Source organism: Duganella sp. GW821-FHT01E12 (assembly GCF_059422325.1).
The window spans coordinates 317,144-330,392 of sequence record NZ_JBWKWR010000002.1 but is presented as its reverse complement, the minus strand read 5'-3'; the positions used below and the strand labels follow the sequence as shown (position 1 = coordinate 330,392).

Annotated in this window: 4 protein-coding genes; 3 read left to right on the top strand and 1 reads right to left on the bottom strand. The window is 68.8% G+C overall.

Features of this window, described 5'->3' with window-relative positions; genetic code table 11:
- The first annotated feature begins 6 nt into the window (after nucleotides 1–6).
- From flgJ to flgL, 3 genes are read left to right on the top strand one after another with little or no spacing between them, the layout of a single operon-like run.
- Nucleotides 7–972 (top strand): flagellar assembly peptidoglycan hydrolase FlgJ, encoded by a 966-nt coding sequence (flgJ, locus tag AC07WS_RS06750; protein ID WP_494728310.1) that lies wholly within the window; start codon nucleotides 7–9, stop codon nucleotides 970–972.
- A gap of 52 nt (nucleotides 973–1,024) precedes the next feature.
- Nucleotides 1,025–2,980: a flagellar hook-associated protein FlgK gene (gene flgK / locus AC07WS_RS06745; protein WP_494728309.1), complete on the top strand. Its 1,956-nt coding sequence runs from the start codon at nucleotides 1,025–1,027 to the stop codon at nucleotides 2,978–2,980.
- Nucleotides 2,981–2,985: 5 nt separating this feature from the next.
- The gene (gene flgL / locus AC07WS_RS06740) at nucleotides 2,986–4,248 is read left to right on the top strand and encodes a flagellar hook-associated protein FlgL (protein WP_494728308.1); all 1,263 of its coding nucleotides are present in this window, start codon (nucleotides 2,986–2,988) and stop codon (nucleotides 4,246–4,248) included.
- A 165-nt stretch (nucleotides 4,249–4,413) separates the two neighbouring features.
- Here the strand turns inward: flgL and AC07WS_RS06735 are convergent, their stop codons facing one another.
- Nucleotides 4,414–13,209: an SPM autocatalytic domain-containing protein gene (locus AC07WS_RS06735; RefSeq protein WP_494728307.1), complete on the bottom strand. Its 8,796-nt coding sequence runs from the start codon at nucleotides 13,207–13,209 to the stop codon at nucleotides 4,414–4,416.
- Nucleotides 13,210–13,249 lie beyond the last annotated feature (40 nt).

Here is a 13,249-nt window from a genome sequence, read left to right as displayed (position 1 = left end):
GCCGCCATGACGAGTCCCAACACCTCCAACGACCTCAGCAGTAAGTTCGCCCTTGACCTCAAGGACATGGGCAGCCTGCGCCAGTCGGCCAAGGCCGGCAGCCCGGAGGCGCTGAAGACGGCGTCCACGCAGTTCGAGGCCATGTTCGTCAACATGATGATGAAGAGCATGCGCGACGCCACGCCGCAGGACGGCATGATGGACAGCCAGCAGACCAAGATGTTCACCACCATGCTGGACCAGCAGACCAGCCAGAATATCGCCAAGAAGGGCATCGGCCTGTCGGACATGCTGATACGCCAATTGTCCAAGACCGCCGACAAGCAGGCGCTGGCGATCGGCAACGAGGCCGGCGACACCGCCAGCGGCGCCAACGGCGGCAGCTTCGGTGGGCTGTCCAGCCTGATGGACGCCAAGCTGCAGCGCGCCATCGCGGCGGCCGGCGGCGCCGGCGCGGCGGGCTCGGTGGACGACAACAGCGCGGTGCCGGCCACGGTCAAGGGCAGCCAGGCGGCGCACGTGCGCAGCTTCCAGCAAAAGCTCGGCGCGGACGCCGAGGAGGCCAGCCGCGCCACCGGCATCCCGGCCAAGTTCATGCTGGGCCAGGCGGCGCTGGAGAGCGGCTGGGGCAAGCGCGAGATCAAGGGCCGCGACGGCAGCAACAGCCACAACCTGTTCGGCATCAAGGCCGGCGGCGACTGGAAGGGCAAGGTGGTCGAGGCCACCACCACCGAATATGTCAACGGCAAGGCGCACACCAAGGTCGAGCGCTTCCGCGCCTACGACAGCTACAGCGACAGCTTCAAGGACTACGCCAAGCTGTTGGCCAGCAATCCGCGCTACGAGAAGGTGCTGGCCAGCGCGGGCGACGCCAGCAGCTTTGCGCATGGCCTGCAGAAGGCCGGCTACGCCACCGACCCGAATTACGCGAACAAGCTGACCAGCATCATCAAGCGCTCGCTGGCCGGTTAATCAAGTTTTGCGGCGGGCCGCCGTTACCACCTTACAGATAGAGTAAAACATCATGTCCCTTCTCAGCATCGGCAAAAGCGGTTTGTTGGCGGCCCAGGTAGGTCTGTCGACCACCGGCAACAACATCACCAACGCTGGTGTGGCGGGATACAGCCGCCAGGCCGCCATCCAGTCCGACACCGCGACCCAGGACCAGGGCTTCGGCTTCGTCGGCAGCGGCACCGAGGTGTCGGCCGTGCGCCGCTACTACGACAACTTCCTCGCGGTGCAACTGCGCAATGCCGAGTCCAACCAGGCCTCGCTGGACGCCTACACCAAGCAGATCAGCCAGATCGACAACCTGCTGGCCGATCCCACCGCCGGCCTGTCGCCGGCGCTGCAGGACTTCTTCAACGGTGTGCAGGACGCCACCTCGAATCCGGCCTCGGCCGCGTCGCGCCAGGCCATGCTGTCGACCGCCAGCTCGCTGGCCTCGCGCTTCCAGGGCTTGAGCGCGCGGCTGACGGAAATCTCCTCCGGCGTCAACGGCCAGATCACGTCCAACGTCGGCGAGATCAATTCCTACGCCACCCAGATCGCCGCGCTGAACAACACCATCGCCGGCCTGAGCACGGACGGCAAGGCACCCAACGACCTGCTGGACCACCGCGACCAGATGCTGACCGAGCTCAACAAGCTGATCAAGACCACCGTCATCCCCGGCGACAACAACACGCTGACGGTGGAATTCGGCACCGGACAGCCTCTGGTGGTGGGCAACAAGGCTTTCCAGCTGGCGACTTCCACCTCGCCCACCGATGTCAGCCGCGTCACGGTCGGCTACCAGTCCGACAACGGCGCCTTCAGCGCCTTGCCGGACAGCGTGCTGACCGGCGGCCAGCTGGGCGGCCTGGTCTCGTTCCGCGACACCACGATGGACCGCGCGCAAAACTCGCTGGGCCAGATCGCGGCCGGGCTGGCGGTCAGCTTCAACGCCCAGCACGTACTGGGCCAGGACCAGAACGGCGTGCTCGGCACGCCGTTCTTCGGCCCGATCAACGCGTATATCGGCGTCAACAGCCACAACTCGCCGGTCAGCACGGCCAGCGTCAGCGCGGTCGTCACCGACGCCAGCAAGCTGACCGCCAGCGACTACAGCGTCGACTACGACGGCACCAATTTCAACGTCACCCGCCTGAGCGACGGCCAGGTCACGCAGATCAACCCTTTCCCGCAGGCGGTGCCGCAGACCATCGACGGCGTCGACTACACGATCACCGGCGCGCCGGTGGCCAAGGACAACTTCCTGGTGCGGCCGACCTACAACGCGGCGCATGACTTCAACGTCGCCATCACCGACCGCACCAAGATCGCGCTGGCGGCGCCGATCGCCACGGCCGCGCCGACCGCCAACGCCGGCAACGCCAAGATCAGCGCCGGCACGGTGGACGTCAACTACCTCACGCCGGGCAATGCGCTGGCCGCGCCGGTCACGCTGACCTACGACAAGGCCAGCGGTTCGCTGTCGGGCTTCCCGCCGGCGCAGGACGTGACGGTGACGGTCAACGGCGTGGCCACCGTGTATCCGGCCGGCACGCCGAGCGTACCCTACACCGACGGCGCGGCGATCAGCTTTGGCGGCATCAACTTCAACATCAGCGGCACGCCGGCCAACCTGGACACGTTCACTGTCGGGCCCAACGTCAGCGGCGTTGGCGACAGCCGCAACGGCGCCTTGCTGGCCGGGCTGCAGACCAAGAACATCCTGGACAACGGCAACGCCACCTACCAGACCACCTACGCGCAGATGGTCAACTTCGTCGGCAACAAGGCGCGCGAGGCGCAGATCAGCGGCTCGGCCGCCGACGCCGCCGTGGCCCAGGCCACCACGCAGCAGCAGAGCGTGTCCGGTGTGAATCTGGATGAGGAAGCGGCAAATCTGTTACGCTATCAGCAGGCCTACCAGGCCAGCGGCAAAGTCATGCAGGTCGCCAGCACGCTGTTTGACGTATTGCTCAACATTAGGTAATTATCATGACCATGCGCATCAGTTCCAAGACGATCTACGACGTCGGCGTAGGGCAGATCAGCACGCTGCAGACCGCGCTCGCCCGCACCCAACAGCAGCTCTCGACCGGCCGCAAGAACCTGACCGCGGCCGACGATCCGATCGCCACCGCGCGCGCGCTGGAAGTGACGCAGTCGCAGTCGATCAACACCCAGCTGGTGACCAACCGTTCCAACGCCAAGGGCACGCTGTCGCTGGAGACGGTGGCGCTGGCCAGTTCGACCTCGATTTTGCAGGACATCAAAACGCTGACCGTCAACGCCGGCAACGGCGGCATGACGCAGAAGGACCGCGAATCGCTGGCGACCGAGCTGGAGGGGCGTCTGGCCGACCTGCTGGGCCAGGCCAACACGGCCGACGGCACGGGCGGCTATGTGTTTTCAGGCTACAAGTCGACCACCTTGCCGTTCACCCAGACCGCCACCGGCGCCGCCTACCAGGGCGACCAGGGCCAGCGCGAGTTGCAGGTGGGCTCGACCCGCAAGCTGCCGATCAGCGATTCGGGCGCGTCGGTGTTTGAAAACAATGCGACCGGCAACGGCACTTTCGTCACCAGTCCCGATCCGGCCAACTTCACGCGCGGCGGCTCGGGCATCATCAGCGCCGGCTCGGTCAAGGACGCGACCCAGCTGACCGGCCACAAGTACCAGGTGGATTTCCAGGTGGTGCCGGCCACGCCGGGTACGCCCAAGGTGACCACCTACACCGTCACCGACCTGACGCTGAACCAGCCGGTGCCTCCGGCGCCGGTGCCGGCCGTGCCGCAGCCCTACGTCAGCGGGCAGAACATCACCTTCGACGGCGTGCAGTTCGACGTCAAGGGCGACCCGGCCGACCTCGACAACTTCACGGTGCAGCCGAGCACCAAGCAATCGGTGTTCACCACCGTGACCGACTTGATCGCGGCGCTGCGCGCGCCGGGCGACGGCGCGGCGGGGCAGGCCAGCCTGAACAACAAGCTGAACCAGGCGCACATGAATATCGACAACGCCACCGACAATCTGTTGTCGATCCAGTCGGAGGTGGGATCGCGGCTGAAGGAGCTGGACTATCTGGACAGTTCCGGCGACGATTTGAATTTGCAGTACGCGACCACGCTGTCGGACTTGCAGGACGTCGACACGGTGAAGGCGATCTCGCTGTTCACGCAGCAGCAGACCACGCTGGACGCGGCGCAGAAATCGTTCAAGAGCCTGGCGGGCTTATCGCTGTTCAACTACATCACCTGATCGTCGCGCCCACGGCGCGATCAAAAAAAAAGCCCTGACGCTCACGCGCTCAGGGCTTTTTTGTGGCAGCAATTTTGGGGTCAAGTCTGACATTCGGACACGAGCTCAACCGTAGCGTGGCGCTACGGTTGAGCTCGTGTCCGAATGTCAGACTTGACCCCAATTTTATTTGGCGGCCAGCAGGCCGTTTGCGGCGTTGGGCTTGCGGAACCAGTCCTGCTCGCCGGCTGAGGCGCTGCCGCTCAGGCCGGCGGCGGCGTCGTACTGCTTCAGCTGCTCGGTCAGGGCGGCGACGTGGCCGGCCAGGCCAGGGGCGGCCGGCGCCGTCAGCTGGCCGGCCGCGCTGTTGCCGGCCACTGCGCCGGCTTGCTGGCCGTAGCCGGCGATCGCCTGCGTCAGCGCGCTGGTCTGCGCCGCCCGGCTGGCCAGGAACCAGACGTCGGCCATCTGGTGCGCCACGCCGTCGCTGCCGGTGTAGCTGGAACGCAGGCCGATCCAGTTGTTGTTGTCGAGTTCGCTCACTTTGTCGGCCTGGACCGTCAGGCTGGCGATGCCCAGCGAACTCAAGGTCTTGAGCTCGCCGCCCTGGCTGACGCCGTCCGCGTTGGCGTCGATCCACACGCGCAGGTCGCCGAACTGCGCGTCCTTGCCGTCGACCACGCCGTCGTGGTTGCTGTCGAGGTCGGCCAGCGCGGCGAAGCCGTCCTTGGCCTTGCCGCCGGCCGCGCTGTTGGTGGCGGTGCCGAACAGCTCGCTGCCGTCGTTGATCAGGCCGTCATGGTTGCGGTCCAGCGCGAGCAGGCCGTCGCCCCGGCCGACCCAGCCGGTGTTGACGCGCTGGCCGTCCGCGTACAGGTCGAACTGGACGCCCGCCTCGATGCCCAGCGTGCCGATGCCGTCGCCGTTGAGGTCGAGGATCAGCGGGCTGCCCAGCGGCAGCACCGCCAGTTGCTCGGCCGTCAGCGCCGCGTGCTGGTCGGCGGTCAGCGCGCACACCTGGGTCGCGGCCAGCGCCGAGATCTCGGTCACCGTCAGCGCGGCGATCTGCGCCAGCGTCAGCGCCTTGATCTGGGTCGCCTTGAGCGAGCGGATCTGCGCGGTGGAGAACGCGGCCACCTGGTCGGCGCCGAAGTTGGCGATGGTGGTCGCCGTCAGGCTCGACAGTTGCGCGGTCTTCAGCGCCACGATGTCGTTGCCGTCGAGCGAGTGGATCTGGTCCGAGTTCAGCGCGTTGAGCGCGGCCGCCGACAGCGCCGCCACCAGGGTCGGGTCGAGCGAGGAGATTTGCGTGGTGGTCAGGCCCTGCGACTGGGTCGCGCCGAACGCGGCGATCTGGGCGGTGCGCAGGCCGTTGATCATGTCGGCCGACAGGCCGACGATCTGGTCGGAACTGAAGCCGGTGATCTGGGTCACGGTGAAGGCGCTCAGCGAGCCGAGCGCGGCCAGCTGGTCGGTGCTCAGGCCGCGGATCTGCGTGACCGCCAGCGAGGCCAGCGAACGGGTCGACAGCGCGGCGAACTGGGCGCCGGTGAGGGCGGCGAGCTGGTTGGTCTTGAGCGTGACCAGCTGCGCCGTGCTCAGCGCGGCCACCGCGTCGACATTCAGCGCGGCGATCTGGTCGGTGCCCAGGATGGTCATGTTCAGGCCGCGCGCCTGCTGGGTGCTCAGCGCGCCGAGCTGGTCGGTGGTCAGCAGCGCCATCTGGCGCAGGGTGAACGCGGCGATCTGCGCCGAGCGCAGCGTGGCGAAGTGGTCGACGTCGATGCCGCCCAGCTGGTCGGAGGTCAGCGCCGCCACCTGGCCGGCGTTGAGCACGCCCAGCGTGCTGAGCGTGTTGATCTGCTGCGTGCTCAGGGCGGTGATGTCGTTCGGGCTCAGCGTGGCGATCTGCTGGGTCGCCAGGCTGGCGATCTGGCCCAGCGTCAGCGCCGTGAACTGGGCCTTGGTCAGCGCATTGAGCTGCGCGCTGCTGAGCGCGGGGATGTCGTCCAGCGTGATCGCCTGGATCTGGTCGGTGCTCAGGCCGGCCAGCGCGGCCACGTTCAGCGCGCGCACTTGCGCGGTGCTCAGGTTGGCCAGCTGGTCGGTGGTGATCGCCTGCAGCTGGCCCTTGGTCAGCGCGGCGATCTGCGCGGTCCTCAGCGTCACCATGTGGTCGCCGTTGAGAGAGACCAGCTGGTCGGTGGTCAGCGCGCCGACCTGCAGCGTGGTCAGCCCGGCCAGCGTGGCCAGGCCGTTGAGCTGGTCGGTGGTCAGGGCCTTGGCCTGGGTGGCGGTCAGCGCGGCCACTTCGGCCGTGGTCAGCACGCCGAACTGGTCGACGCTGAGCAGCGCGATCTGCTGCGTGCTCAGCGAGGCGATCTGGCTGGTCTTCAGGCCCGACAGGTCCTCCACTTCCAGCGCGGCGATCTGGTCGCTGTACAGGCCGCGCAGCGCCGAGGTGCTCAGCGCGCGCCACTGCGCCACCGACAGTTGCTGGATCTGGTGGGTGGTGAAGGCCTGCATCTGGCGGCTGCTCAGCGCGGCCAGCTGCGCCGTGCTCAGCGCGCCCAGCTGGTCGTCGCTGAGGGCCTGGATGCGGTCGGTGCTCAGCGTCGAGACCTGGGTGGTGTTGAGCGAACCGAGCGAACCGAGCAGCAGGAACTGGTCCGGCGTCAGGTAGCTCAGCTGGGTGGTGCTCAGGGCGGCGATCTGCGCGGTGCTGAGGGTGCTCAGCTGGTTGGTGGTCATGCTGACCAGCTCGCTGGAGGTCAGCGCGCGGATCTGCCCGCTGCGCAGCGCGGCCAGGTCGCCCAGCTCGATCGCGACGAACTGGTCGGTGCTGAGCGTGGCGATGCTCCGGGTCGACAGCGCGCGGAACTGGGTGTCCGTCAGGTTGACGATCTGGTCGGTGGTCAGCGCGCGCACCTGGTTGGCGGTCAGGCCATTGACCGCGTTGGTGCCCAGCACGGCGATCTGGTCGGTGGTGAGCGCGGCGATCTGGTCGGTGGTGAGCGACGACAGCTGGGCCGAGCGCAGCGCGGCCACGTCGGCCAGCGCGAGCGCGACGACCTGGTCGCTGGTGAGCGCGGCCAGGCTGCGCGTGTTCAGCGCCAGCATGTCGGCGGTGCTCAGCGCGCCGATCTGGTCGCTGGTGAGGTTGACGATCTGGGTGGGGCTCAGCGCGGCGATCTGGGCGGTGCGCAGCGCGCCGATCTGGCCCGGCAGCAGGGAACTGAGCTGGTCGGAGGTCAGCGCGCGGACCTGCGCCGTGGTCAGGCCGTTGATGTTGTTCAGGTAGATCAGCTGGCTGGTGGTCAGCAGCGGGATCTGGCTGGCCTTGAGCGACGCCACCTCGCGCGAGGTCAGCGAACCGACCTGGTCGCTGGTGAGCGCCTGCAGCTGGGCGCTGGAGAGCGCCTGCAGCTGGGCCGACTTGAGCGCGGCGATGTCGCCCGCCTCGATGTAGGTGATCTGGTCGGTGCTCAGGCCGGCCAGCGCGGCCACGCTGAGCGCGCCCACCTGGGCGCCGCTCAGTTCGATGATCTGGTCGCTGCTCAGCACCGACACCTGCAGCGACGACAGGGCGCCGATCTGGCGCGTGCTCAGCAGGTCGATGTCCAGCAGCGACAGGCCGGCGATGCGGCTGGTCGACATGGCGGCGATCTGCAGCGTCGAGTAGTCGGCCAGGTTGCCCAGCGCGGCGGCCTGGGCGTTGCTGAGCGCGGCCAGCTGGGCCTGCGAGAAGGCGGCGATGCCGGCCGGCGTCAGCGCGTGCAGCTGGTCGGTCAGCAGCACCTGCATCTGGGCCGTGGTCAGCGCGTGCAGCTGGGCGGTGGTCATGGCGGCGAAGTCCAGCGCGCCGATGGCGTCGAGCTGGTCGCTGCTGAACGCGGTCAGCAGGCCGGTGGAGAGGGCGCGGATCTGCGCGGTCGACAGCGCGCCGATCTGGTCGCTGTTGATGCCCTGCACCTGGCGGCTGGTCAGCGCGCCCAGCTGGCGCGTGCTCAGCGTGACGAAGCGCTGCGCGGTCAGCGCGCCCAGCTGGTCGGTGGAGAGGGCGCCGATCTGCAGCGTGGTCAGCGCGGCCAGGTTGGCCAGCGCGGCGATCTGGTCGCTGGTCAGGTAGCTCAGCTGGCGGGTGGTCAGCGCCGCGATCTCGCTGTTGATCAGGGTGGCGTACTGGGTCAGCGACAGCGCGCCCAGCTGGTCGCTGGTCAGGGCCATCAGCTGGTTGGTCTTGAGCGCGGCTAGGTCGGGGCCGCTCAGCGCCAGGATCTGGTCGGTGGTCAGCGCGGCGACGACCGCGCCCGGCAGCGCCCGCACCTGGGCCGTGCTGAGCACCGGGATCTGGTCGCTGGTGAAGTACTGGATCTGGGTGCTGCTGAAGGCGGCGATCTGGGCCGTCTTGAGCGCGGCCACCTGGGCCGGCGTCAGCGCGATGATCTGGTCGCTCGACAGGCCGCTGATCTGGCGCGTGTTGAGGCCGGCCAGACTGCCCAGCGCGGCGAACTGGTCGGTGGTCAGCACGCCCAGCTGGCGGGTGGTCAGCGCGGCGATTTCCTGCGAGGTGAAGGCGCCGAGCTGCGCCAGCGTCAGCGCGGCGATCTGGCTGGTGCTCAGCGCGGCGACCTGGACGGTGCGCAGCGCGGCGATGTCGACCAGCTCGATCGCGGCGATCTGCTCGGTCGAGAGCGCGTTCAGCGCGGCCGCGCTCAGGCCGCGGACTTGCGCGGTTTCCAGCGCGATGATCTGGTCGCTGGTGAGCGCCTGCAGCTGGGCGCTGGCCAGCGCGTTGAGCTGGCGCGTCTTCAGCGTGGCGATCTGGGCCAGGCCGAGGCTGGCGATCTGGGCCGTGGTGAGCGCGGTGATCTGGTTGGTGGTCAGCGGCGCCAGCGACGCCAGGCTGTCGATCTGGCCCAGCAGCAGGCTGGCCACCTGGTCGGTGGTCAGGCTGGCCAGCGTGCGGGTGCTGAGCGCGGCGAACTGGCCGGCCGTCAGCGCCGCCAGCTGGTCGCTCGACAGGGCGGTGATCTGGTTGGTGCCCAGCGCGGCCACGTCCACCACCTCGATCGCGGCCACCTGGTCGGTCGACAGCGCGGCCAGCGTGGCCGCGTTCAGGCTGCGCACCTGGGCCGTGCTCAGCGCGACGATCTCGTCGGTGGTGAGCGCGCCCACCTGGGCGCTGGTCAGGCCGGCGATCTGGCTGGTCTTCAGCGTGGCGATCTTGGCCAGCGCCAGGCTGGCGATCTGCAAGGTGGTGAGGGCGGCGATCTGCTTGCTCGTCAGCGGCGCCAGCGTGGCGAAGCTGGCCACCTGGTCGGTCGACAGGGCGGCGATCTGCTGCGTGCTGAGGTTGGCGATGTCCAGCGTGCTCAGCGCGCCGAACTGGGCCGGCGTCAGCTCGCTCAGCTGGGTGGTGGTCAGCGCGCCCACCTGGCGGGTCGACAGCGCGCGCACGTCGGCCAGCGGGATGGCCGGCACCTGGTCGGACGTCAGCGCGGCGATCTGGTCGGTGGTCAGCGCGCGGAACTGGGCGGTCGACAGCGCGACGATCTCGTCGGTGGTGAGCGCGCCGATCTGGTCGGTCGTCAGCGCGGCGATCTGGCGCGTGGTCAGGCCGGCCAGGATGGCCAGCGGCAGCGAGGCGATCTGCGCGGTCGTGAGGGCGGCGATGGCGGCGGTCGAGAAGCTGGCCAGCGAGCTCAGCGCGCCGAGCTGGTCGCTGCTCAGCGCGGCCTTCTGGTCGGAGCTGAGGGCGGCGATTTCCTGCGTGGTCAGGCCGGTGATCTGGGCCGTGCTCAGCGCGACGATCTGGTCGGTGGTCAGGTTGACCAGCTGCCGGGTGCTCAGCGAGGCCAGCTCGGCGTTGGACAGCGCGCCGATCTGGACGGTGGTCAGCGCCGCGATGTCGCCGGCGGCGATGCCGCGCAGCTCGGCCGTGGTCATGCCGTGGATCTGGTCGGTGGTCAGCGCCACCAGCTGGTCGGTGCTCAGGGCGCGGATCTGGCGCGAACTGAGCGAGCGCAGGTCGGCCAGGTTCAGCGTGGCCAGCTGGTCGGTGCTGAAGCCGGCCAGCTGTTTGGTGGTCAGCGCCGACAGCGTGGCCAGGGCGTCGATCTGGTCGCTGCTCAGGCCGGCGATCTGGGTCAGCGTCAGCGCGGCGATCTCGGCGGTGGTCAAGACCCGCAGCTGCTGCGTGCTCAGCGCGGCCAGCTGGGCGGTGGTGAGCGCGGCCAGCTGGCGCGTGCTCAGCGACACCAGGTCGGCGTTGCGCAGCGCGGCGACGCGGTCCAGGCCGAGCGCGGCGATGGCGTCCGAGCTCAGCGCGCGCACCTGCGCGGTCGACATGGCCAGCACCTGGTCGCTGCTGATCGCGGCGGCCTGGTCGGTGTTGAAGGCGGCCAGCTGGTTGGTCTGCAGCGACGCGAAGTCGGTCGTGCTCATCTGCGCGATCTGGTCGGTGGTCAGGCCGGCGATCTGCTTGGTCACCAGCGGGCCCAGCGTCGAGAGCGCGACGATCTGGTCGCTGCTGAGCACGGACAACTGGTCGGAGGTCAGCGCGCGGATCTCGCCGGTGGTGAACGCGGCCAGCTGGGCCGTGGTCAGCGCCGCCACCTGGGTGGTGCTCAGCTGGGCGATCTGGGCGGTGCGCAGCGCGCGGATGTCGCGCGTCTCGATGGCGGCGATGGCGGCGGTCGACAGCACGGCCATGGCGCTGGTGCTCAGCGCCACCAGCTGGGCCGAGTTGAGCGCGACGATCTGGTCGCTGGTGAGCGCCTGCAGCTGGTCGCTGGTGAAGCCGGTGAACTGGCGCGTGGTCAGGCTGGCCAGGTCGGTGGTCGTGATGCTGCCGATCTGGTCGGTGGTGAGCGCGCGGATCTGGCGCGTGGTCAGCGCGGTCAGGAAGCGCAGCGCGTCGATCTGGGCGCTGTTCAAGGCCTGCACCTGGTCGGTGCTCAGCGCCGCCGTCTCGGCCGAGGTCAGCGCGAACATCTGGTCGGTGCTCAGCACCGCGATCTGGGCGGTGCCGAACTTGTTGATCTGCTGGGTGTTCAGGCCGGCCAGGTCGGCCGTCTCGATGGCGGCCACCTGGTCGGTGGTCAGCGCCGCGATGGCGGCCGAGCTCAGGCCACGGAACTGGCCGGCGCTCAGCGCGACGATCTGGTCGGTGGTCAGGGCCTGGATCTGGTCCGAGTTCAGCGCCCGCAGCTGGCCGGTGGCCAGCGTGCCCAGGTTGTGCAGCGACAGGGAACTGAGCTGCGCGGTGGTGAAGGAGCTGATCTGGCGGCTTGACAGGCCCACCAGCGTCGACAGCGCGTTCAGCTGGTCGGTGGTGAGCACGCTGATCTGGTCGGTGCTGAGGGCGCCGATGGCGCTGCTGCTGAGCGCGGCGAACTGGTCGCTGAGCAGCACCACCAGCTGGTCGGTCGACAGGCGGGCGATCTGGCCGGCGCGCAGCGCGGCGATGTCGCGCGTCTCGATCAGGCCGATCTGGGTGCTGGTGAGCGCGTTGAGCATGTTGCTGCCCAGGTTGCTGTACTGGAGCGCCGTCATCTCGATGATCTGGTCGCTGGCCAGCGCCTGCACCTGGTCGAAGGTCAGCGCCGCCAGCTGCACGCTGCTGAGGTTGACGATGGCCTTGCTGTTCAGGCCGGCGATCTGGGCGGTGGTGAGCGCCTGGATTTGCTGCGTGCTCAGCGGGGCCACGCTCTTGAGCGCGTTGAGCTGGTCGGTGCCCAGCGCGGCCAGCTGGTCGGGCAGCAGGGCGGCCTCGTCGGCCGTGCTGATCGCGGCGATCTGGACGGTGGCGAGCGCCACCAGCTGGTCGCTGCTCAGGGCGCGGATCTGGGCCGTGGTCAGCGCGCCGATGTCGCGCGTCTCGATGGCCTGCATCTGGCCGGTGGTCAGCGCGCCCAGCATGGCGCTGCTCAGCGCCGCCACCTGGGCGGTCGACAGCGCGACGATCTGGTCGCTGTTCAGCGCCTGCACCTGGGCGGCGTTGAGCGCGGCCAGCTGGGCGCTGCTAAGGGCGGCGATGGTGCGGGTGGTCAGCGAGGTGAGCTGATCGGTGCTCAGCGCGCCGATCTGGGCGGAATTGAGCGCGGCCAGCGAACTGAGCGCGTTGAGCTGGTCGGTGCTCAGCACCGGCAGTTGGTCGGTGGTGAGGGCGGCGATTTCATTGCTGCGCAGCGCGTGCAGCTGGTCGCTGCCCAGGCCGGCCAGCTGCAACGGGCCCAGCGCGGCGATCTGGCTGCTGCTCAGGCCGATCAAGTCGCGGGTTTCCAGCGCCGCCACCTGGTCGCTGCCCAGGCTGGCCAGCGAGGCGGTGGCCAGCAGGCTCACCTGCAGCGCGCTCAGGCCGGCGATCTGGTCGGTGGTGACGGCGGCCAGCTGGCCTTGCGTCAAGGCGTTGAGCTGGCTGGTGGTCAGCTGGGCCAGCATGGCGGTGGCCAGCGACTGGATCTGGTCGGTGGCGATGGCTTGCACGGCGCTGGTGCTGAGGGCGCGCAACTGCTGGGTGGCCAGCGAACCGAGCTGGCCGCTGGTGAGGGCGGCGACCTGGTCGGAGCCGAGCACGCTCAGCTGCATGGTCGACAGCGCGCGCAGGTCCACCGTTTCCAGCGCGCCGACCTGGTCCGAGTTCAGCAGGTTGAGCTGGCGGCTGGTCAGCGCCTGCATTTCGCGGCTGCTCAGGGCGACCAGCTGGTTGGTGCTGAGGGCGGCGATCAGATCGCTGTTGAGCGCGCCCACCTGCAACTGGGTCAGGACGGGGACGTTGGCGGTGGACAGGCCGGCCAGGCCGTCGGTGGTCAGGTAGTTCAGCTGCAGCGTGGTGATGGCGCGCACCTGCGCCGAGCTCATCACGCCGACCTGGTCGGAGCTGAGCGCCTGCATGTCTTCGGTCGTGAACAGGCCGATCTGCGCAACCGTGAGGCTGACGATCTGGTCGGTTGTGAAACTGGTAACGATCGAAGTCATTGCGTTGTTCTCCCGGGGAGCTTCCATGATACGCGCATAA